Raw genomic sequence first — 21703 nt, 5'->3', positions numbered from 1 at the left:
AGCGCTTTCAGTCGGCCCCGGTGTGCGGCGGGCGCGCCGGGAGGCCGCGCTGTCAACCCTTGACCAACGCGGTGCGGCAGGACTGGGAAAAAGTCAGTAAACGGGCGCCAGATTTTTTACAACGCGCTACCGAGCCCCCGGGGCCCGTTGGAAGACGAGGGCGACGTTGGTGCCGCCGAAGCCGAAGGAGTTGCTCATCACGGCGTTCACGCGCGTCTCGCGGGCGGTGTTGGGCACGCAGTCGAGCGGGATGCGCGGGTCCTGGTGGTCCAGGTTGATGGTGGGGGGCAGGACGCCCCGGGTGAGGGCGAGGATGCTGATGACGGCCTCCGCGGCCCCGGCCGCGCCGTTCATGTGGCCCGTCATGGACTTGGTGGAGGAGATGGCCAGCGTCTTCGCCGCGTCGCCGAAGACGCGGGCGACGCCCTCCATCTCCAGCAGGTCGCCGATGTCCGTCGAGGTGCCGTGCGCGTTGAGGTAGCCGATGTCGGCGGGGGCGAGGCGCGCGTCCTTCAGGGCCGCCCTCATCGCGCGCTGGGCGCCCTCGTGTTCGGGCGCGGGGGCGGTGACATGGTGGGCGTCGGAGCTGGCGCCGTAGCCCGTCAGCTCCGCGAGGATGCGGGCCCCCCGGGCGCGGGCGAATTCGTACTCCTCCAGGACGAGGATGCCCGCCCCTTCCGCGAGCACGAAGCCGTCGCGGTCCCGGTCGAACGGGCGGCTGGCGGCCTGGGGGGCGTCATTGCGGGTGGACAGCGCCTTCATCGCGGCGAAGCCGCCCACGCCCAGCAGGGAGATGGGCGCCTCCGCGCCGCCGGCCACCGCCACGTCGAACTCGCCGCGCTGGATGCCGCGCAGGGCCTCGCCGATGGCGTGGGCGCTGGTGGAGCACGCGGAGTTGGTGGACCAGGACGGGCCCTTGAGGCCGTGGCGCATGGAGACGTAGCCGGGCGCCATGTTGATGATCATCTGGAGGATGAAGAAGGGGCTGATGCGGTCCGGGCCCTTCTCCAGCGCCTTCTTGTACGTCTCCTCCAGGCTGGAGATGCCGCCAATGCCGGAGCCGATGATGGCCGCCACGCGCTCGGCGTTCTCCGGGGTGATGACGAGCCCCGCGTCCGCGATGGCCATGTCCGCCGCCACCACCGCGAATTGCGCGAAGCGATCCATGCGCCGCGCCTCGCGCCGCTCGATGTACGCCTCCGGGTCGAAGTCCTTCACCTCGCCCGCGAAGCGGCAGTCCAGCGGGCTGGCGTCGAAGAGGGTGATGGGCCCCACGCCGCTCCGGCCGTTCACCAGCGACTCCCAGCTCTTCTCCACGCCGGTGCCACACGGGCTGATGAGCCCCATTCCCGTCACCACGACGCGTCGCTGCCCCATGGAAGCCTCCTTGACCCCGGTCATTGAACGGGATGGTATTATGACCATCCTTCCATCCATTCAAGCCTGAGACTCACGGACGGAGCAGGCGTCCGGGCATTCAAGCGGCGGATGGAATGATGTGGGTCATTCAACCGGAAGAGGAGCCCCCTGATGAGCGAGCAGCCCGTGAACCCGCGCACGCGGACGGTGACGTGGAAGGACCCCCGGGAGGGCGCCGCGGCGGCGAAGACGCTGTCCGGGTTGGAGTACCTGCGCGCCATCCAGCGCGGCGAGCTGCCGGGGCCGCCCATCGCGGAGCTGATGGGCTTCGCGCCGGTGGAGGTGGAGGAGGGGCGGGTGGTGTTCTCGGTGAAGCCCGGGGAGTACCACTACAACCCCATCGGCATGGTGCACGGCGGGCTGGCGGCCACGCTGATGGACTCCGCCATGGGGTGCGCCATCCACTCGCTGCTGCCGGTGGGCGCGGGCTACACGACGCTGGAGCTCCACGTGAACTACGTGAAGGGCATCGCGCATGACACCGGGCCGCTGCTCTGCAAGGGGGAGGTCATCCACCTGGGGGGGCGCGTGGCGACGGCGCAGGGACGGCTGGTGGACGAGAAGGGGACGCTCTACGCGCACGGCACCACGACGTGCATGGTGTTCCGGCCGCCGGCTCCGGGCGGCAAGGAGTAGGAGCCCGCGATGCGCTACACCGCCGAACACAAGCATGCCACGCACGCGCGCATCCTCGCGGCCGCGGAGAAGCTGTTCCGCGCGGAGGGCTTCAGCGGGGCGAGCGTGGAGCGGGTGATGCGCGCCGCGGGCCTGACGGTGGGCGGCTTCTACGCCCACTTCGCGTCCAAGGAGGCGCTGCTCGCGGAGTCGCTGCGCGCGTTCATGGAGGAGCGCAGGTCGCTCTGGCTCTCGGGGCTGGAGGGGCTGAAGGGCCCGGCGTTCCTGGAGCACTTCGCGCGGCGCTACCTGAGCCTCTACAACCGGGACACGGGGCAGACGAGCTGCATGATGCCGTCGCTCCTGTCGGACCTGACGCGCGCGACGCCCCGGGTGCAGGCCGCGTTCGTCCAGGGGCTGGAGGACCTGACGTCCGCGGGACAGGAGCAGCTCCCGGCCCGCGAAGGCGCGACGCCCCGGCAGCAGATGCTGGCCACGGTGGCGCTGTGTTTCGGCGCGATGACGCTCGCGAGGGCCTCGGGGTCGCGGGCCTTGTCGGGGGAGATCCTCGACGCGGCGCGAGCGCTGCTGCTCGCGGGCCCACCGGTGCCAGGGGCCGGGGAGGCGGGCCCGCGGCTGCGCTCGGGGCAGGACGACGCCAGGGCGTCCTCCTCGCGGAAGAAGGCCTCGGTCCGGACGCCGCGCGCCGGTCGTTCCCGGGGGGCCAGTGGCCCGCGTCGCTCCCCGCCCGCACGGAAGCCGAAGCCCCACTGAGCCCCGGCCCTGCTCCCTGGCGGCCGCCCACCTTCCGACGCTCGTCCTCGCGAGGCGTCACTCGGGACTGGACGGCATGGGGGGCGCCGTGGGGTTCTTGTCGCCGGACCGCGATGCGTGGGGGGCTGATGAGTCACGGGATGACGACGGGGCCTCGCGCCTGGCTCCTGGGCCTCGCGCTCATGCTGAACGCGTGCGCGGTGGTTCCACCCGCGCTGCCCTCGAAGGACTCCGCGTCCCTTCGCTACAACATCGCGTACACGCGCCAGCCCCAGCCGGCCCTGGACGTGGAGATCGTCCTCCTGCCGTCGTCCCCGAGCGACTTCCTCTTCCGGCAGCCGGAGCGCGTGGACACGGTGTGGGCCTGGCGCGAGGACGGCTCCTCGGACGCCCTGCGCCTGCGTGACGGCGCGGTGCACGTGCCCCCGGGGACGCGCTTCCTTCGCTACCACTACCCGCTGGCTCCCTCGCGCGGAGGCGGCTGGTCCTTCTTCTTCGGCATGGGGGACCAGGACTCCTGGCACGTCGCCGGAAAGGCCTACCTCCTGCGCCCGCGCACGGTGACGCCCCGCCTGCGCGTGGACCTCACCGTGTCCGGCACGTCCGCGCTCCTCCCCTGGCGCGCGGATGACGGCGGCGTGTACCACCTGCGCGGCGAGGACCTGGTGGACTCGGGCTTCCACGGCTTCGGGGGCCGCAGGTGCGAGGCGCGCGTCGGCGCCTCCGTGCTGGAGGTCGCGCTGCTGGGCTCCTTCACGCACCTGTCGGACGCGGACCTCTGCGCGTGGCTCCAGCAGGCCGCTCGTGAAGTGGGCACCATCCGCAAGGCCTTCCCACACCCGCGCATCACCGTGCGCGTCGTGCCCGTGCCCGGCGAGGACTCGCCCGCGCTCTTCGGCATGGTCCAGTGGAGCTCCCCGCCCAGCATCTCCATCCTCGTGGGCCAGGACGCCACCGCCGCGTCCTTCGCGGGGGACTGGGTCGCCCTCCACGAGATGCTGCACCTGGCGCACCCGACGCTGCTGCCCCGCGTGGCCTGGCTCACGGAAGGGCTGGCCACCTACTACACGGAGGTCGCCCGCGCCCGCTCCGGGCGCCAGACGGCGGAGCAGGCATGGAAGGAGCTGACGTCGGGCTTCGCGCGCGGCCGGTCCGCCGCCCGCTCCCGCACCATGGCGGAGGTCGTCGCGCGCGAGGGCGAGTGGCAGGGCATCTACTGGACCGGCGCGTTCTTCGCGCTCCACCTGGACGTCGAGCTGCGGCGCGTGACGCACGGCCGGGCCCGCCTGGAGGACGTGCTGGAGCTGCTCGCCACTCGCGGGCCCACGTCCTCGCTCGGGAGCTTCGGCGCCGCCGTGGACACCGTCGCCGGCCAGCCGCTCTTCGACGCGCTGCTCGCCCGCCACCTCACGACTCCCGCCTTCTCAGAATTAGATGCCTTGTTGGATAATCTTGGCGTCCGAATTGACCCGGGTGGCGTCAAGCTCCATGCTGCGCCCGGCAGCCGGCTGCGTGAGGCGATGGACGGTGAGCGGTCCCCGGATGACGGGGGGTGAACACCCGGAAAGGGAAAGGGCTGTAACCGGTGTTTCGGATGGCGCGTATGGCATGCATCCGCGAGGTCCGCGGCTTCCGTAGATGAGGTCCGCCATGTTCCGCAGCGTCCTGATGCTCGCCGCCGCCCTGTCGCTGTCCGCGTCCGCCGCCGAGCCTGCTCCCGCGCCCGCCACCGCCGAGAAGCGCTTCGTCTTCAACGACCCGAACAGCCGGGACACGGTGATGTTCGTGCTGGACGCGCCGCTGGAGGTCATCAACGGCCTCTCCAACCAGGTGCGGGGGCAGGTGGAGGTGAAGGGCCAGAAGGCCAGTGGCCGCTTCCAGGTCCCGGTGAGCTCCATCAAGACGGGCAACGAGACGCGTGACGGCCACCTGCAGAACGACCGCTGGCTGGATGCGGCGAAGTTCCCGGCCATCGTCTTCGAGTTCAAGGACGTGGCCCTGCCCGCGCCGCTCGCCAACGCGAAGCCGGTGGTGGTGAAGACGAAGGGCACGTTCTCCATCCATGGCGTCACGCGCGAGGAGCCCGTGGAGGTGACGGCGACGTACCTCCAGGAGACGGCCGAGACGAAGAACCGCGCCGCGGGCGAGCTCTTGCGCGTGCGCGCGAAGTTCCAGATTCCCCTGGAGGCCTACGGCATCCAGCGCACCGAGGCGCTGCTGCTGAAGGTGGGCGAGAAGGCGGAGGTCACCGTCGACGCCTGGGGCTCCACGCAGTTCAAGCCGTAGTTGATGATCCTCCCTGTAGTCACACCCCCCACGCGGTACGAAAGGAAGCAACACATGAACGTCAAGGCTCTTGCGGCGGTTGTCGGCACCCTGTCCCTCGGCGCGCTGGCCACCGGCTGTGCGTCCACGAAGGCGGCGGAGGGCTCGCAGGCCGCTTCGTCCGAGAAGGCCGCCGAGGCCAACTGCAGCGCGAAGCCCGCGGATGCGAAGGGCGCCGAGGGCAGCTGCGGCACGAAGCCGGCCGCGACCCCGGAGAAGGGCGCCGAGGGCAGCTGTGGCGCGGGCTCCTGCGGCTCCGGTTCCTGCGGCGGCAAGAAGTAGTCAGCCCCTCGGGAGGGCCTGGGTGACAGGCCTCCTCCCAGGCTCGCGGGCGGTGGGAAGGGTTCTTCCTGCCGCCCGTGTTGTTTCCACCCCCGCCAGAGCCGTCTTCGAGCTCCGAGTTCCAGGAGGAGTGCCGCATGTCGCCCCGCTACGCAGACCGCCATGGGTTGAAGCCGCTGGGGGCGGGCATCGGGCTGCGCCGCGACTTCTACGAAGCGCTGCCGCGCACGCCGCGCGCCCTGGACTGGGTGGAGATCATCCCGGAGAACTTCCTCACGCTGGGCGGGCGCTCCCAGCGCGCCCTGGATGCGTGCCGTGAGCGCTGGACGCTCCTGCCGCACGGGGTGGGGCTGGACATTGGCGGGCCGGACGCGCTGGACGACGACTACGTGACCCGGCTGGCCGCGCTGGTGAAGCGCCTGGACTCGCCGTTCTTCTCCGACCACCTGTGCTACTCGCGGCTGGGCGGGGTGTACCTGCATGACCTGCTGCCGCTGCCCTTCACGGAGGCCGCGGTGGAGCACGTGGTGCCGCGCGTGCGCGAGGTGATGGCGCGCGTGGAGCGGCCCTTCCTCCTGGAGAACCCCAGCTACTACGCGGCCATGCCCGGCGGCACGCTGAAGGAGGCGGACTTCCTGCGCCAGGTGGTGGAGGCCGCGGACTGCGGCCTGCTGCTGGACGTGAACAACGTCTGGGTCAACGCGAAGAACCACGGCTACGACCCGCGCGCCTTCGTGGACGCGCTGCCCCTGGAGCGCGTGGTGCAGGTGCACCTGGCCGGGCACGACGTGGGGGAGACGGTGCTCATCGACACGCACGGCGACCGCGTCTGCGACGACGTGTGGGCGCTGTACCGCTACACGCTGGAGCGCACCGGCCCGGTGTCCACGCTGGTGGAGTGGGATCAGTCCATCCCCTCCCTGGACGCGGTCCTGGACGAGGCGGACCTGGCGCGGGGCGTGCTCGCGGAGGTGACGCGATGAAGGCCTCGCTGAAGCATTTCTTCGACAGCATGGAGACGTACCTCGCGGGGCCACCGGGCGCGGAGGGCGTGTCGGCGCTGGCCGCGACGCATCCGGGCTGGGTCGTGGACCCGGAGCGCATGGCGCTCTATGGCCAGTTCGTGCGCGGCCACGTGCGCTCCACGCTGGAGAAGCTCTTCCCGCTGACGCGCAAGGCCGTGTCCGCCGACGCCTGGGACGGGCTGGTGGAGGGCTACACCCGCACGCGGCCCGCGCGTCACCACGAGCTCAACCGGCTGGGCGAGGGCTTCGCGCCCTTCGTCTCGGACGTCACCGGCGCGCGGGGGCTGCCCGCGTTCCTGCCCGCGCTGGCGCGCTTCGAGTGGACGGACTTCGCGGTGTTCGCCTCCGAGGAGGTCGTGCCCGAGCGCGTGGAGCGCCTGACGCCCAACCCGACGCTCGCGGTGCTGGAGCACCCCTACCGCCTCTGCGCGTTCGTGCGGAGCCGCGGCGAGGAGGCCCGTCCGGCGGAGGGGAGCGAGCTGGCGCTGCTCTGGCGCCACCCGGAGCGGCTGGTGACCTTCTACATGGAGGCCACGCCGCCCGCGCTGCTGGTGCTGAAGATGGCGGTGGAGGGGCTGTCCGCGGAGGCCGTCTCCCAGGCCACCGGGATGGCGGCCCCGGACGTCCTCGCGGAGGTGGGGCGCTTCGCGAAGGACGGGTTGGTGCTGACGCCGGCGGCGCGCTCCTGACAGGAGGCGGACGGGCGCGACGCTTCGCGCTGGCCTCCAGGGGCCGGTCGGGGGGAAGAATGGGGGGACGTCGTTCCCCACCGTGAGGTCCCCGCCATGCGCGTCATCAACTTCAACGCCGGCCCCGCCGGTCTGCCCCTGCCGGCCCTGGAGCAGGCCCGGGATGAGCTGCTCGACTTCCACGGCACGGGCATGTCCGTGATGGAGCACAGCCACCGTGGCAAGGACTACGAGGGCGTCCACGACGAGGCCGTCGCGCTGCTGACGGAGCTGCTGGGCATCCCGGCCACGCACCAGGTGCTGTTCCTCACCGGCGGCGCGTCGCAGCAGTTCGCCCAGGTGCCCATGAACTTCCTCACGCAGGGGGCCTCCGCCGACTACCTGATGACCGGGGTGTGGAGCGAGAAGGCCTTCGACGAGGCCAGGTACTTCGGCGCGCCGCGCGTCGCGGCCACCACCGTGCAGGCGGACAAGCGCTACCAGCGCGTCCCCAGGCAGGCCGAGCTCCAGCTCGACCCCCAGGCCGCGTACGTGCACCTGACGAGCAACAACACCATCTTCGGCTCGCAGTGGCACACCTTCCCGGACGTGGGCCGCGTGCCGCTGGTGGCGGACATGAGCTCCGACTTCCTCTGGAAGCCCACCGACGTGAGCCGCTTCGCGCTCATCTACGCGGGCGCGCAGAAGAACCTGGGGCCCTCCGGCGTCACGCTGATCATCGCCGCGAAGGACTTCATCGCGAAGGGGCGCAAGGACATCCCCAAGTACTTCCGCTACAGCACGCACGCGGAGAACAACTCGCTCTACAACACGCCCCCCACCCTGGCCATCTACCTGGTGCGCAACGTGCTCGCGTGGGTGAAGGGGTTGGGCGGCCTGCCCGCGCTGGAGCGGCGCAACCGGGAGAAGGCGGAAGACTTGTACGCCGCCATCGACCGGAATCCGGGGTTCTACCGGGCCCCGGTGGAGCGCGAGTCCCGTTCAGTGATGAACGTCGTCTTCCACCTCCCCACGGAGGAGCTGGATGCGGCCTTTGTCGCCGAGGCGAAGCAGGCGCAGATGGTGGGCCTCAAGGGCCACCGCACCGCGGGCGGCATCCGCGTGTCGCTCTACAACGCGGTTTCGCCGCAGGACGTCAAAACACTGACGTCCTTCATGGATCACTTCGTGAAGATGCACGGCTAGGCTCACGTCGACATTGCGCGTACCCACCTGGAGGCATTTCGTGAAGAAGACGCTGACCGCCGTGCTGCTGTCGCTGACCCTCGCCGCGCCTGTCATGGCCAAGGAGATCGCGGGGGTGAAGTACCCCGACACCGCCACCGTTGACGGCAAGGAGCTGAAGCTCAACGGTGTCGGCCTGCGCAAGAAGGCCATCTTCAAGGTCTACACCGTCGGCCTCTACGTGGAGAACCCCACGAAGGACGCCACGGCGCTGCTCAACGCGGATGAGATCAAGCGCGTGCGCATGTTCATGAAGCGCGACCTCAAGAAGGAGCAGATCACCGAGGCCATCGAGAACGGCTTCAAGAAGAACGCCGGCGCGAACCTGCCCAAGCTCCAGGCGCGACTGGAGACCTTCAAGAACGCCATCCCGGCGGAGGTGAAGGAGGGGGAGGAGCTGGTCCTCACGTACATCCCTGGCAAGGGCACGAACGTGCACACCAGCGATGGCAAGTCCATCGACGTGGAGGGCAAGGACTTCGCGGACGCGCTCTTCTCCGTGTGGCTGGGCAAGGAGCCCGTGGATGGCGGACTGAAGGACGGGATGCTGGGCAAGGAAGACTGACGAGGCCGCGTCCCTGGAAGCGGTGTCGCGCCCCGAGGGCGTCCCTCCTTCACGGAGGGTCGTCGCGAGGGGCGCCGCTGTTTTAACGGTGACGTCGTCCCTGCTTCAATGGTGGACAGCCCACGGCGCCCCTGTCAGACGCGCGTGAGCTGCCCCTGGAATGCCCTGGCGCATCGGGCGTTGATGCGCGCCGAGTTGCACCCACCCCTCGCTCGTGCTTGGAGACTGCTTTGAAGCGATTGGCCCTGTTCGCCGCCTCCTGTGTCCTTGGCGCCGCCTGCAAGACGGCGGAGCCCACCCCCGAGCCGCCCCGGGCCACCCCCCCGGCCCCCGTGGCCGCCGCCGCTCCAGTCGAACCGGCCTCCGCGCAGGCCTCCGTGCCCATGGCGGAGCGTCCCGTGCCTCCCGGGCTGGACGCCGCGGTGATGGATCCGTCGGTGAACCCCTGTGACGACTTCTACAAGTACGCGTGCGGCGGCTGGCTGAAGGCCACGGAGATCCCCGCCGAGCGCGCGCGCTGGAGCCGCGGCTTCGAGACCGTGGCCGAGCGCAACCAGACCGTGCTGCGCGACATCCTCACGCGCGCCGCGGAAGGGCAGGGGGAGAACACGCCGGACGACAAGCTGCTGGGCGACTACTACGGCGCCTGCATGGACGAGGCGAAGCTGGAGCAGTCGCTGCCCGTGCTGCGCGCGTACCTGAAGAAGCTCACCGCGCTGAAGACCCCGCAGGACGTGGCGAAGGCGGTGGCGTGGCTGCACGCGCGCGACGTGAACGCGCTCTTCCATGTGGCGTCGGATCAGGACCAGAAGGACGCCACGCAGGTCATCGCCGTGGTGGACGCGGGCGGGCTGGGGCTGCCGGACCGCGACTACTACCTGAAGCCGGACGTGAAGATGCGCGAGGCGCGCGCGGCCTATCAGGCGCACGTGCAGAAGGTGTTCGAGCTGTTGGGCGACGCGCCCTTCGTCGCCAGCCGCAAGGCCACGGGCATCCTCGCCATCGAGACCCGGCTCGCCACCGCGCGGATGCCCAAGGAGGAGACGCGCGAGCCGGAGAAGGTCTACCACCGGCTGGAGCGCAAGGGCCTGAAGCAGCTGGCGCCCGCCTTCCAGTGGGACACCTACTTCGCGGAGGTGGGCCTGCCCGCGGGCGAAGCGCTCAACGTGACGCAGCCGAAGTTCTTCGCGGAGGTCTCCGCGCTGGTGCGTCAGCAGCGCCCGCCCGACATGGGGCCGTACCTCTCCTTCCACCTGGTGAGCGCGGTGCGGGAGTCGCTGCCCAAGGCGGTGCGCGACGAGTTCTTCCGCTTCGAGTCGACGGTGCTCACCGGCGCGAAGGCGGACCTGACGCGCTGGAAGAAGTGCGTGGAGGCCACCGACGAAGCGCTGCCGCACGCGCTCGCGCGGCCCTTCATCGCGCGCACCTTCGGCGCGGACGGCAAGGCCACCACGCTGGACATGGTCCAGCAGATCGAGCAGTCCTTCGAGCGCAACCTGGACACGCTCACGTGGATGGACGCCGCCACCAAGGCGCAGGCCCTGGTGAAGGTGAAGCAGATCACCAACAAGATTGGCTACCCGGACCAGTGGCGCCGCTATGACGGGCTGGCGCTGAAGCGCGACTCGTTCCTGGACAACCTGCTGGCGGCGGACGCGTTCGAGCAGGCCCGCCAGCTGCGCAAGGTGGGGCAGCCGGTGGACAAGAGCGAGTGGTTCATGTCGCCGCCCACGGTGAACGCCTACTACAACGCGGCGACCAACGAGATTGTCTTCCCGGCGGGCATCCTCCAGCCGCCCTTCTTCGGGCGGGACGCCTCCGCGGCGGTGAACTTCGGCGCGATGGGCATGGTGGTGGGCCACGAAATCACCCACGGCTTCGACGACGAGGGCCGCCAGTTCGACGCGGACGGCAACCTGCGCACGTGGTGGACCCCGGCGTCCGACAAGGCCTTCCGCGAGCGCGTGGCGTGCGTGCGCAACCAGTTCGACCAGTACACGGCGGTGGACGACGTGAAGGTGAACGGCAAGCTCACCCTGGGCGAGAACGTGGCGGACCTGGGCGGCCTCAAGCTGGCGTACGCGGCGATGGAGGCCTACCTGGTGAAGCACCCGGACCAGCAGGCGAAGGTGGAGTCCTACCGCTTCACGCCGGGGCAGCAGTTCTTCCTCGCGCACGCGCAATCGTGGTGCTCGAAGATTCGTAATGAAGCGGCGAGGCAGCGGGCGCTGACGGATTCGCATTCGCCCGCCTTCCTGCGCGTCAACGGGCCGGTGACGAACCTGCCGCAGTTCCAGCAGGCCTTCTCCTGCCAGGAGGGGGCCAAGATGGTGGCGCCCGCTGCGAACCGCTGTGAGGTCTGGTAAGGCTCCGGCCCTACCTGTGGGAGGACGGCATGGGACTCTGCTCGTGGCTGGTGTTGGGCGGTATCGCGGGCTGGCTGGCCAGCATCATCAAGGGCACCAACGCCCGCATGGGGATGTTCGCCAACATCATCGCCGGCATCGTCGGCGCGATGGTGGGCGGGTGGGTGTTCAGCTTCTTCGGTGGCCGGGGCGTGACGGGCTTCAACGTGTACTCGCTGCTGGTGGCCACCGTGGGCGCGGTCATCCTGCTGTCCGTCCTGCAAGCCCTCCGGAAATAGCCTGAGGCGGCCCCCGCGCCCCGGCGTCGCCTAGAAGAGCGACAGCTGGGGCGAGGTGGACGGCCGCGCGGGACGCCGGAAGGTGTCCGGCGCGGCCTCCGTGACGGACGAGGCGCGCATGCCCACCTTGCGCGCCGCCGTCGCGAAGAGCTGGTGGATGGTCTGGGCGTACAGGCCCTCGCCGCGCATGCGGTGCTTGAAGCGGTTGTCGGTGAGCTCCCCGCCGCGCGTCTCGCGGATGCGGTGCAGCACCCGCTCCGCGCGCAGGGGCAGCTTCGCGCGAAGGCGCTCCTCGAAGACGGCCTGCACCGGCCCGGGAAGCCGCAGCAGCGTGTAGTGCGCGCGCGTGGCCCCGGCCTCCCTGGCCGCCGCGAGGACCCGGGCGATGTCCTCGTCGTTGAGGCCGGGGATGATGGGCGCCACGGACACCGCCACGTCGATGCCGGCCTCCGTGAGCTTGCGGATGGTGCCCAGGCGTCGCTTCGGGGTGGCGACGACGGGCTCCATGGCGCGCGCCAGCTCCTCGTTGTGGAAGGGGAGGCTGATGCTCACGAACAGGCGGGCCTCGGTCGCGAGGCGCTGGAGGACGTCCAGGTCGCGCTCGATCAGCACGCCCTTGGTGATGATGCCCACGGGGTTGCGGTACTCGGCGCAGACCTCCAGGCACTGCCGGGTGAGCCGGAGCGAGGCCTCCAGGGGCTGGTAGCAGTCGGTGACGCCGCTGAAGACGACGGTCTCGCCCTTCCACGACGGGCGGTTGAAGGCCTCACGCAGCAGCTCCGGGGCCTGGGGCTTGACGACGAGGCGGGTCTCGAAGTCCGTGCCCGCGCCGAAGTCCAGGTACTGGTGCGTGGGGCGCGCGTAGCAGTAGGCGCAGGCGTGGAGGCAGCCCCGGTACGGGTTGACGCTCCAGCTGAAGCACACGTCCGGGCTGTCGTTGCTCGCCACGATGGAGCGGCTGTGGTCCTCCCAGACCTCCAGCTTCGCGGGAGGAATCTCATCCAGGTACTCCACCGCGGTGCTGGCCCAGGGGTTGGGCGGATTGTCGACGGGGCGTGCCTTCACCCAGCAACGGTGCGGCTGAATGCCTGTTCAGTCAAGGGGCTGGCGGCCGTCGATGACCTGCGCGCGGGCCCGGCGCACCATCTCCGCGGCGGTGCGGGTGTCGCGGTCACCCAGCGGGTCGATGGCCGCTCCCAGGAGGGAGGGGAGGTGAGGTGCCATCTCCAGGGGCGTGTTGCGGAGGATCTCCACCGCGCCGGAGACGCCGATGGGGAGGTTGGTGAAGGAGCCGCCGTTCTCATGGAAGGCGGTCGCGTGGTTGCGGATGAACTGCGTGTACTCGTCGCGCGGGAGCACCCGGCCGGTGGCCCCGGCGAACTGGAGCACCGCCGTCGCGTGGAGCGTCAGGCGCATGGACTCGCTGTAGGCGCGCGTGGTGGGGGACTCATTCGCCTCCCCCGCCGCGAAGGACCGCTGCACGCCGGCCATCTGCCGCCAGGCACCGGCGTTGCCCGTGTCCAACTCCGCGACCCGTTCGTAGAACCCGGGCGTGCCCACCGCGTCCACCAGCGGGCGCAGCCGCTGCTGGTCCTCGGGGCGCAGCCGCGAGAGCTGCTCATCGAGCATGCCCCGGACCCGCGCGTTGACGTCGGCCTGCCGCTCCGGAGGAACGGTGCGCAGCTCCGCCTGGCGCGTGGGCCCATAGAAGGGGAAGGCGGAGCGCGGCTGGACACCGGTGCTCCGCATCTCCTGGACGCGGTTGTAGCTGTCCAGCGTCCGGTTCACCCACGCGGCGCCGGGGAGCGACTGGAGGTCCAGCGCCACCGGCCGCGCGCGGGCGTCCTCGAAGCGGCTCTCCGAGGAGTACCCCGGCGTCCGGGTGGGGGCCGGCGTGGACTGCTGCACGTAGGCAGGCGCGGGCTCCCGGGGGACCGGGCGGGCGGAGATGGCGGGAGACGGGTTGCGGGCGATGGGGAGCATGATGGCTCGGAGCAGGGGCTGGCCGGATTATCTCAGAATTCCAGGGTAGGGGGCCGGCCCCGAGTCACGCCAGGGGAGGAGGGCGGCGGGCGCCTCGCTCGTCAGCCCGGGGCGAGGGACGTGCGCGACATCACGGGCGATCCGGGAGGGACAGCCAGAGGGCCGGATGCCTTCCGACGATTCGCTGCGCGGCCCCGGGCTGGATTCGTGCACGAAGCAAGCCCTTGTCGTGCGCCGGGCGTCACGAATGCTCACCTACGGGGTGTGGAGCCGCACATCCATGACAGAGTGGGGGCTATCCGAATCCTCATCTCGATTGCGTTCTGGACCTTCCTCGCGCTGTCCAGCGGGGTGTTGTTCCTTGGAGCGCTCCTGCTGTGGGCGCTCACCCGCCCGTTTGACGCGAATGGGCGCGTGCTTCACCTGTACTCGTGCTTCTGGGCACAGCTGTACTTCTACGTGAACCCGATGTGGCACCTGCGGGTGGAGGGCCGCGAACGCCTGCCCTGGAAGGGCGCGGCGGTGCTGGTCTCCAACCACGAGTCGCTGGGGGACATCCTGGTCCTCTTCGGCCTCTACCGGCCCTTCAAGTGGGTCTCCAAGGCGGAGAACTTCAAGCTGCCGCTCATCGGCTGGAACATGCGCCTCAACCGCTATGTGCCGCTCATCCGCGGGGACCGCGCGAGCATCATCCAGATGATGGCCGGGTGTGAGTATTGGCTGTCGCGCGGCGTCCCCATCCTGATGTTTCCCGAAGGCACCCGCTCCCAGGACGGAGAGGTGAAGGCCTTCAAGGACGGCGCCTTCACGCTGTCCATCCAGCAGCGCTGCCCCATCATCCCCGTGGTCCTCACCGGAACCGCGCGGACCATGCCCAAGCACGGGCTCATCCTTCAGCAGGCGGTCCACGCCCGCGTGCGCGTGCTGGAGCCCATCGACCCGGAGGGCTTCGCTGGGGACGTCCACGCCCTGCGCGACCACGTGCGCGACCTCATCGTCCGCGAGAAGGCGCGCATGGAAGCCGAACGTTGAGCCTCACGCGCCGGTGAAAAGCCCACGGCGCGTCAGGCATTGTCCATGACTGGCATTCATTGCATGTCAAAGGCCAGCGGTCCGCGCTGTCAGTCCAGGCGGCTTCCTCGTGGATGAGTGATTGCTTCCGGCAATCAATTGACTGCTCATTGGACCCGGGCCGACGTGTCACGGCGAACCCCCTGTGGAGGGGAGTGCCGGCCCCATGATGGGGTCTGGGCACGGCCTCTTCATGACTCGAGGGTGGACATGACGAAGAGGAACGTCTGGATGCTCTGTGCCTGGCTGGGGTTGAGCCTTGGCTGCGAACAGGTCGTGGAGGAGGCGCCCCTGCCCGCGGGGGACCCGGCGTCGCACGGCCAAGGGGAGGCCCTGGACGGAGTCGCCGCCCCATACCAGTGGGAGTGCTACCCGGAGCGCTATGGCTTCACCCCATCTCCCGCGGGCCTGCGCTTCCCGGCCGAGCACGAACTCCCCGGCTCACTGCTCCTGAGCTGGGAGGGGCAGGGCTGCGACCGTCCGGAACAGCTCGCGCTCATCTTCGCCGCGCTGGGGCGCATCCCGGTGCATGTGGTCGCGGCGGAGTCGCTCCACGCGGGGATTCGCCAATGCCTTTCACAAGCGGGCGCGAGCCCGGCGCAGGTTTGGGCGGTCGACTTGATCCCCTTCAAGGTGGACACTGCGTGGATCCGCGACTTCGGGCCGGATGTCGTGGTGGGCCCGGATGGGAAGCAGCGCTACGTGGACAACGTCCTTCGTCCCATGCAGGCCTTCCAGTGCTTCAGCTTCGTGCTCTACGAGCATGCAGACCGAATCCCAGGCGACCTGGGTTGGTACAGGAGCATCCCCGTGGACCGGCCCGCCGTGGTGCTGTCGGGCAGCAACCTGCTGACGGACGGCGCGGGCCGGTGCTTCCGCGCCCGGCGTGACACCAATGCGAGCAACTGCTTCACGCAATGGTGCTACTCGGAGGAGGAGACGAATGAAGTCATCGGCCGCGCGCACGGCTGCGACGTCGTCACCTTGGAGTCGCTGGCGGGAGGCGTCATCGACCACATCGATATGTGGATGGCGGTGCTGTCCGCCAGGACGGTGCTCGTCGGCCGCTACGACGTCCGCGACGACGCCGTCAACGCGGCCATCCTGGACCGCAACGCGCGGCGGCTGGCGGACCTGGGCTACGACGTCGTACGCATCCCCATGCCTACGCCCTACTGCCAGGACGTCGGCGACTCCTGCCTGGGAGAACCCGGGCGCGTCCGGGAGTGCGACGGCACCAACACCCGCGTCTGGGCCACGTATCTCAACTCCATCCGTCTGGGGGATGTGATGGCGGTGCCCGTCTACCGTTGGGCGCCGGCCTCCCAGGCGCACCGCCTCCAGGGACAGGAGCAGGAGGCGCTCGCCACCTATCAGTGGGCGCTGGATCGCGACTTCGGTCCAGGCGCGGTGAAGGTGGTCCCCATCCCCTCTGACACGGTCATCCCGTGCCAGGGCTCACTGCACCGGCTCGCGAAGACGCTGCTGCCCTGAGCGCGGCCCCCACGGCAGACGCTGGGGGCCCGCGTCAAACGGGGCCTGGATTGGGGGCGGACTTCAGGGTCGCGCTGAATTTCTCCAGCCCGGACTCCAGAGAAAGACAGACGGGCTCCCAGCCCGCCACCTGCCGGGCATCCCAGGCCCGTTGGATCGCGTCTTCCACCTGCTCGGACTCCTCCAGCACCGCGAGGAGCCTCTCGGGACCCAGTGTCGGCTTGGCCACGGTCAGGAACCAGTGATCGAGCCGCTCATCCAGTTCAAGGAGCTCCCGAGCCGCCGTGATGGCACGAGCGGGAGCTCCGGGTTCGGTCATCATCCGCGGGAGGAGCTTCTGGAGCCCGAATGGGGATTCGTTGCTCTGCGCTGTCTTGCCCATGCCGCACCTCTCGCGCCAGCCATCGAACACGCTGGCGCGGGCCACATACCATTCCCGCTCACGGCGCCTGGATTTGGAGCATTCGCGGGGCCCGGAAACACGAAGGCCGGTAGCCCTGAGTTTCCTCAAGAACTACCGGCCTTGATGAGTGAGCGGCGGAAGGGATTCGAACCCTCGACCCCGAGCTTGGGAAGCTCGTGCTCTACCAACTGAGCTACCACCGCAGGCGACGCGCGAAGCAGGGCCCAAAGTAGGGGCGAGGCCTGGCCTTGTCAACCGGAAGAAGTGGCGGTGTCCTCCACCCTGCCATCGCTTCGAATCCGAGGCAGGGCGCGGGGCGACCCAGGCTTCGCCGCCCCGCGGGCGCTACTCCCCCTCCTCGACGGTGAGCTGGTACGAGTCCTGGAAGTTGGCCTCGCGGTTGCGCGAGTCGCGCACCTCGAAGACGTAGACGCCGGGCTCCGCGCTGTAGCGGATGGTCTCCGGCTGGTCGCCCTTGGCGCGGTCGGACGTCTGCACCAGCGTCAGCTTCCCGTCCGGCTGCACGCGGTGCAGGTACAGCCCCACGTCCACCTTGAGGATGCCCAGCAGCGTCGCGGTGATGGCCGTGCGCACCGGCCGGTCGGACAGGTCCACCCGGAAGTAGTCCACGTCCTTCGCCGGATACACCGTGCCGCGCACCGCCTTGCCCAGCGTCAGGTCCTGCGCGCGGTCCGGCGTGTTGTTGGGCTCGCGCTCCTCGCTCCCGTTGTCCGGAACCGTGGTGACGGTGATGCGGTAGGGCTGGTCCGCGTTCTCGAAGTCCTTCACGAACTTGCCGTTCACCTTGCGGAACGACCCCTCCACCCGGAAGTAGCAGGTGCCGTTGCAGGCGACGTTGTTGAGCCGCTCCGGCTCCTTGATGGCGCCGTCGTTCGCCTTCAGCAGCACCGTCTCCTTCTGCCCGTCCCCCTGCGGCGGCTCCACCATGGACAACGTCAGGTCCAGGCGGTCCACGCCCGACAGCTCCACCTTCGCCAGCACCGGCTCGCGCGTCGTCAGCACGTAGTTGTCCACGTCCGACTTGGGCGACAGGAAGCCCTCGCGGTAGCCTGCGCCCGTCAGCGGCGTGGCCTTCAACAGCTCGTCGTTGGGCTCCAGCTCCGCGTGCGCCCCCGCCTCCTCCTGCGACACGGTCAGCGTGTACGGCACCTGCGCGTTGTACGTGCGCCGCTGCGCCTTGCCCGTCCCCACCCAGCCGCCCTTCACCACCACGTAGACGACCCGGTCCGTGGCCCTCACGCCGATGTTGCGCAGCGCGAGCGGCTCGCCCTCCTTGCCCTGAAGGGTGAACAGCGGCGCCTCCGCGGCGGACAGGACGGAGATCTCCGGCCGCACGCCCTCCACGGCGGACAGCTCGATCTTCAGCGCCACCGAGGGGACCTCGGGCTCGGGCGGTACGCCCGCATCCACCGCCGCGGCGGCCAGCTCACCGGCGAGCTCTCCCGCGTGCTCCGGCTTCGCCGCCGGCGGCTCCCCACCCGCGAAGGTGCCCTCCGGGGCAGGGGAGGGGGCCGTGCTGTCATCGATGACCGGCGTCTCGTCCGGCACGGACGGGGGCGGGATGGCCGCGCCCGTGGGAGCCGGCGTCGGCGCCCCCGGGGCCGCGGGCGTCGTGCCCGGGGCCTGCGCCCCGCTGTCCTGGGCGGGGGGCTCGCCCGGGCCGGGCAGCTCCACCCGGTACCAGTCCTCGTCCCCCGAGTGCCCCAGGTACGCCGTCACCGTCTGCCCCAGCGGCAGGGCCGCGGCGTCCACGGCGCGGTCATTGGGCTCCCGCTCCTCGCCATCGTTGGGCTGGCGGTACTTCACCTCCAACGTGTAGGCGCCGCCCATGCCCTTGCGCGCGGGCGACACCACCACCCAGCGCTCCTTCTCCACATAGAGGTTGGGGAGGCGCTCGCCCTTGCCCTCGCCCTCGCTGTTGACGCCCACCAGCCGGTTGCGGTCCTGGTCGTAGACGTCCAGCTTGATGTCCCCGCCCGGCAGGCCGGACACCGTCACGTCCGCGATGCGCGGGGTGCCAGGGGCCAGCCGGTACCAGTCCTCGTCCAGCTTGTTGGGCTCCGCCGCCAGCCCCGCCGTCACCACGCTGTCGCGCGTGAGGGCCAGCGCCTGGTCGGGCCGCTCGTTGGGCTCCTGCTCCGTGAGGGCGGTGGGGCCCGTCTCCACCGCGCCCGCGTCCGGCGGCTCCGGCGGCACGTCCTTCTTGCATGCGGCCATCCCCAGCCCCAGCACACAGACCCAGCCCCAACGTCGCATCACGTCTTCCTCCTCGGTCGGTCCGCCTTGTCGGCCTGGGCGTGTCCGGGTGTCAAGCACCCCAACCCGCGCCGGGCCTCTTTCATCCGGAGCCCTCTCCGACATGGCCGGGCCCCGGGTCCGGTGGCGGCGGAAGGTGCGCACCCGGACTGGAGCCCCGGGCCGGGGACGATCCAAGATGCACCCATGCGACGCCTGTCCCTGGCCTCCCTGCTCCTCGTGTCCCCGTCCGTCCTCGCCGCCGCGCCGGCCGCGCCCGGCTACGCCCAGGCGGAGACCTGGGTGGACCAGGAAGCGCACCCGGAGCACTACGTGCCCCTGAACCTGCTGGACGGCCGGGACACCACCGCGTGGTGCGTGGAAGGGGCGAAGCCCGCGCACGTCTTCATCGGCTTCAAGGAGCCCGTCACCCTGGACGAGGTGCGCGTCTACACGGGCGACGGCACGTCCCGCGACGCCTTCAAGGCCAACGGCCGGGTGCGCAAGTTCACGCTCACCAGCGTGGACGCCTCCCGCAGCGTCACCGTGCAGGACAAGCGCGGCCTGCAGGCCGTGCCCTTGTCCCAACCGCTGTTCGGCGCGCGCTTCACCCTGGAGGTGGCGGACCGCTTCCCAGGCGCGAAGGACGACGCCCCGGTGTGCATCACCGACCTCATCCTCTACTCGGGCGGCAAGCCGCTCAACGGCCCCGCGCTCGCCACCCGCTTCAAGTACGACGCGCGCGTGGCCCCGCTCGTGGGCACCTGGTTCGGCGGCCACGAGGGCGCCCCGGAGCGCTTCCTGTCCTTCTTCGTGGATGGCACCTGGCGCTTCTCGCTGGAGCCCTTGGAGACGCCCGAGCCCACCACGGTCGTCACCGGCACCTACACCGTGACGGGCAACCGCGTGACGCTGGACATCCCCAAGAAGGGCAAGGTGGCGGCCCGCTTCGAGCGGACGCCCGCCGGCGAGGGGCCGAAGGCGGCCGCCGCGCTGTCGCTGGACGGGACGCTCCCCGAGGAGTGGGGGAGCACCTTCCGCGGCCAGCCGTGAGGGCGTCCGGGCGCTCGAGGGGCCCGGCTGACGCCTAGATGGCGGCCTTGGCTTTCAGCTTGGCGCTGAAGGCGCGGAAGAATTCGATGATCTTCTTCTCCGCCGCCTCGGTGTCCGCCGCGTCCGCGAACTCGGACTCCAGGAAGATGCCGCCGCACGACTCGCAGGTGTCGAACTGCAAGGGGTGCTGCCGGTCGCCGCCGACGTAGCGCACCAGGTCGACCTGGCAGTCGGGGCACTGACCGGTCAGGGCCTCGGCGTCCATCTTCCCGCCCTGGCCCTCCAGCCCCGGAAGGTTGTTGTGAAGGAGGATCCGATTCAGATCCGCGACATCGATCCACAACCCGCCGCACTCTTTACATTCCCGCAACGTCTCGTGATCTCCTTCGAGATCAGTCATTTCGGCGTTGCAACCGGGGCAATTCATGGGGCGGCTCGTTCTCCTGAAGGGGGGAGCAATGGTGCTCCCCGGTGAATGGAGAATGATAGGTCGCCCAAAAATTGGGATGCAACCCGGGCCGCAGCTTCTGTTGTCAACGTGCCGTCAGGCAGCCCCCAGGGCTCAGGCACGCTCCTTCACGCGGCGGATGTCTGCGCCCAGGCCCCGCAGCTTGCGCTCCAGGCGTTCGTACCCGCGGTCCAGGTGGTACACGCGGCTGACCTCGGTGTGCCCGTCGGCCCGCAGGCCGGCCAGGATGAGCGACGCGCTGGCGCGCAGGTCGGTGGCCATCACCGGCGCCCCGCTCAGCGCCTTCACGCCCTTCACCACCGCGGTGTGCCCCTGGATGGTGATGTCCGCGCCCAGCCGGTGCAGCTCGGGCACATGCATGAAGCGGTTCTCGAAGATGTTCTCGGAGATGACCGACGTGCCGTGGCTCACCGTCATCAGCGCCATCAACTGCGCCTGCATGTCCGTGGGGAAGCCCGGGTGCTCCGTGGTGGTGATGTTCACCGACTTGAGCGTCTTCGGCGCCTTGCAGCGCAGGCCGCCACCCTCGGCGGTGAGGGTGCAGCCGGCCTCACGCAGCTTGTCGATGACCGCGTCCAGGTGCTCCGGCCGCGCGTGCTTCACCAGCACGTTGCCCCCGCTGATGGCCGCCGCCACCAGCAGCGTGCCCGCCTCGATGCGGTCCGGCAGGATGGCGTGGTCCACCGGGTTGAGCGACTCCACGCCCTCGATGGTGATGACGGACGTCCCCGCGCCCTCCACCTTCGCGCCCATCTTGTTGAGCACCCGCGCCAGCTCCTCCACCTCCGGCTCGCGCGCGCAGTTCTCCATCACCGTGCGGCCCTTCGCGAGCACCGCCGCCATCATCACGTTCTCCGTGCCGGTGACGGTGATGACGTCGAAGTTGACCATGCCGCCCTTGAGCTGCTTCGCCCGGGCCTCCACGTAGCCTTCGGTCAGGTGGATGTCCGCGCCCAGCGCCTTGAGGCCCTTCAGGTGCTGGTCGATGGGGCGCGCGCCAATGGCGCACCCGCCCGGCATGGACACGCGCGCCCGCCCGAAGCGCGCCACCAGCGGCCCCAGCACCAGGACGCTGGCGCGCATGGTCTTCACCAGCTCATAGGGGGCCTCCGGGGTGATCTCCCCGGCGATGCTGATCTCACACGTGTCCGCCTTCTTGCCCGTCAGCCGCGCGGCCTCGCACCCCATCGTGCGGAGCACCTCCAGCATCGTGGCCACGTCCGCCAGGTCCGGCACGTTGCGGAAGGTGTTCGTGCCGTCCGCCAGCAGCGCGGAGGCCAGGATGGGCAGCGCCGCGTTCTTCGCGCCGGAGACCTCCACCTCGCCGTGCAGCGCGGTGCCGCCCTTCATGACGATCTTGTCCATGTCTTTGCGTGCCTTCTTCCGTGCTGCTTCCGGGCCTCACGGCCGTG

Annotated in this window: 21 protein-coding genes and 1 tRNA gene; 14 read left to right on the top strand and 8 right to left on the bottom strand. The window is 70.2% G+C overall.

The features are described 5' to 3' along the window. Nucleotides 1-126: 126 nt before the first annotated feature. On the bottom strand, nucleotides 127-1377 hold the full coding sequence (fabF, locus tag FOF48_RS30075) for a beta-ketoacyl-ACP synthase II (protein ID WP_143907249.1): 1251 nt from the start codon (nucleotides 1375-1377) through the stop codon (nucleotides 127-129). Between the two features lie 153 nt (nucleotides 1378-1530). Between fabF and FOF48_RS30070 the strand changes: the two genes are divergently transcribed. From FOF48_RS30070 to FOF48_RS30020, 11 genes are all read left to right on the top strand, one after another. Next, nucleotides 1531-2055, top strand: coding sequence for a PaaI family thioesterase (locus FOF48_RS30070; RefSeq protein ID WP_143907247.1), 525 nt, complete (start codon nucleotides 1531-1533; stop codon nucleotides 2053-2055). A gap of 9 nt (nucleotides 2056-2064) precedes the next feature. Further along, nucleotides 2065-2808 (top strand): TetR/AcrR family transcriptional regulator, encoded by a 744-nt coding sequence (locus tag FOF48_RS30065; RefSeq protein WP_143907245.1) that lies wholly within the window; start codon nucleotides 2065-2067, stop codon nucleotides 2806-2808. Between the two features lie 140 nt (nucleotides 2809-2948). Next, nucleotides 2949-4364, top strand: a complete 1416-nt coding sequence (locus FOF48_RS30060) for a hypothetical protein (RefSeq protein ID WP_143907243.1) — start codon at nucleotides 2949-2951, stop codon at nucleotides 4362-4364. Nucleotides 4365-4458: 94 nt separating this feature from the next. Continuing rightward, complete coding sequence (locus tag FOF48_RS30055; RefSeq protein WP_143907241.1) at nucleotides 4459-5094, top strand: YceI family protein; 636 nt, start codon at nucleotides 4459-4461, stop codon at nucleotides 5092-5094. A gap of 54 nt (nucleotides 5095-5148) precedes the next feature. Continuing rightward, nucleotides 5149-5415: a hypothetical protein gene (locus FOF48_RS30050; RefSeq protein WP_186002131.1), complete on the top strand. Its 267-nt coding sequence runs from the start codon at nucleotides 5149-5151 to the stop codon at nucleotides 5413-5415. A 137-nt stretch (nucleotides 5416-5552) separates the two neighbouring features. Next, a complete protein-coding gene (locus FOF48_RS30045) occupies nucleotides 5553-6398 on the top strand; it encodes a DUF692 domain-containing protein (RefSeq protein WP_143907234.1) in 846 nt (281 codons plus the stop codon). Continuing rightward, nucleotides 6395-7129 (top strand): DUF2063 domain-containing protein, encoded by a 735-nt coding sequence (locus FOF48_RS30040; RefSeq protein ID WP_143907233.1) that lies wholly within the window; start codon nucleotides 6395-6397, stop codon nucleotides 7127-7129. The genes FOF48_RS30045 and FOF48_RS30040 overlap by 4 nt, the downstream gene beginning before the upstream one ends. Nucleotides 7130-7225: 96 nt before the next feature. After that, complete coding sequence (gene serC, locus FOF48_RS30035; protein WP_143907231.1) at nucleotides 7226-8314, top strand: 3-phosphoserine/phosphohydroxythreonine transaminase; 1089 nt, start codon at nucleotides 7226-7228, stop codon at nucleotides 8312-8314. A gap of 40 nt (nucleotides 8315-8354) precedes the next feature. After that, nucleotides 8355-8918: a chalcone isomerase family protein gene (locus FOF48_RS30030; RefSeq protein ID WP_143907229.1), complete on the top strand. Its 564-nt coding sequence runs from the start codon at nucleotides 8355-8357 to the stop codon at nucleotides 8916-8918. Nucleotides 8919-9148: 230 nt separating this feature from the next. Continuing rightward, on the top strand, nucleotides 9149-11284 hold the full coding sequence (locus tag FOF48_RS30025) for a M13 family metallopeptidase (protein WP_143907227.1): 2136 nt from the start codon (nucleotides 9149-9151) through the stop codon (nucleotides 11282-11284). Nucleotides 11285-11313: 29 nt separating this feature from the next. Continuing rightward, entirely contained in the window at nucleotides 11314-11562 is a 249-nt protein-coding gene (locus FOF48_RS30020; RefSeq protein ID WP_143907226.1) for a GlsB/YeaQ/YmgE family stress response membrane protein, read from the top strand. Between the two features lie 30 nt (nucleotides 11563-11592). Here FOF48_RS30020 and FOF48_RS30015 read toward each other — a convergent pair whose 3' ends face one another. After that, nucleotides 11593-12627 carry a PA0069 family radical SAM protein gene (locus FOF48_RS30015; protein ID WP_143907224.1) on the bottom strand — a complete coding sequence of 345 codons (1035 nt, stop codon included), beginning with the start codon at nucleotides 12625-12627 and terminating at the stop codon, nucleotides 11593-11595. Between the two features lie 27 nt (nucleotides 12628-12654). Beyond that, complete coding sequence (locus FOF48_RS30010) at nucleotides 12655-13545, bottom strand: hypothetical protein (protein ID WP_143907222.1); 891 nt, start codon at nucleotides 13543-13545, stop codon at nucleotides 12655-12657. A 297-nt stretch (nucleotides 13546-13842) separates the two neighbouring features. On the opposite strand from FOF48_RS30010, the gene FOF48_RS30005 reads away from it, so the two are divergent. Together FOF48_RS30005 and FOF48_RS30000 are read left to right on the top strand one after the other, a co-directional pair. Further along, entirely contained in the window at nucleotides 13843-14577 is a 735-nt protein-coding gene (locus FOF48_RS30005) for a 1-acyl-sn-glycerol-3-phosphate acyltransferase (RefSeq protein WP_255442856.1), read from the top strand. A gap of 249 nt (nucleotides 14578-14826) precedes the next feature. Continuing rightward, complete coding sequence (locus FOF48_RS30000; RefSeq protein WP_143907218.1) at nucleotides 14827-16110, top strand: agmatine deiminase family protein; 1284 nt, start codon at nucleotides 14827-14829, stop codon at nucleotides 16108-16110. A 34-nt stretch (nucleotides 16111-16144) separates the two neighbouring features. Here FOF48_RS30000 and FOF48_RS29995 read toward each other — a convergent pair whose 3' ends face one another. From FOF48_RS29995 to FOF48_RS29985, 3 genes are all read right to left on the bottom strand, one after another. Continuing rightward, nucleotides 16145-16492 carry a hypothetical protein gene (locus FOF48_RS29995; RefSeq protein ID WP_143907215.1) on the bottom strand — a complete coding sequence of 116 codons (348 nt, stop codon included), beginning with the start codon at nucleotides 16490-16492 and terminating at the stop codon, nucleotides 16145-16147. A 151-nt stretch (nucleotides 16493-16643) separates the two neighbouring features. Further along, a tRNA-Gly gene (locus tag FOF48_RS29990) sits at nucleotides 16644-16716 on the bottom strand. 142 nt (nucleotides 16717-16858) lie between these two features. Then, nucleotides 16859-18790: an ABC transporter substrate-binding protein gene (locus FOF48_RS29985; protein WP_143907455.1), complete on the bottom strand. Its 1932-nt coding sequence runs from the start codon at nucleotides 18788-18790 to the stop codon at nucleotides 16859-16861. A gap of 186 nt (nucleotides 18791-18976) precedes the next feature. Here FOF48_RS29985 and FOF48_RS29980 point away from each other — a divergent pair, with 186 nt between their 5' ends. Next, on the top strand, nucleotides 18977-19822 hold the full coding sequence (locus tag FOF48_RS29980; RefSeq protein WP_143907213.1) for a discoidin domain-containing protein: 846 nt from the start codon (nucleotides 18977-18979) through the stop codon (nucleotides 19820-19822). A 34-nt stretch (nucleotides 19823-19856) separates the two neighbouring features. On the opposite strand, the gene FOF48_RS29975 is transcribed toward FOF48_RS29980, so the two are convergent. Then, entirely contained in the window at nucleotides 19857-20249 is a 393-nt protein-coding gene (locus FOF48_RS29975) for a zf-TFIIB domain-containing protein (protein WP_143907211.1), read from the bottom strand. Between the two features lie 135 nt (nucleotides 20250-20384). Further along, nucleotides 20385-21656 (bottom strand): UDP-N-acetylglucosamine 1-carboxyvinyltransferase, encoded by a 1272-nt coding sequence (murA, locus tag FOF48_RS29970; protein ID WP_143907209.1) that lies wholly within the window; start codon nucleotides 21654-21656, stop codon nucleotides 20385-20387. Nucleotides 21657-21703: the final 47 nt, after the last annotated feature.

Source organism: Corallococcus sp. Z5C101001, from assembly GCF_007352635.1.
In the GTDB taxonomy this organism is placed as follows: domain Bacteria; phylum Myxococcota; class Myxococcia; order Myxococcales; family Myxococcaceae; genus Corallococcus; species Corallococcus silvisoli.
This window is presented reverse-complemented; position numbering and strand designations above follow the sequence as displayed.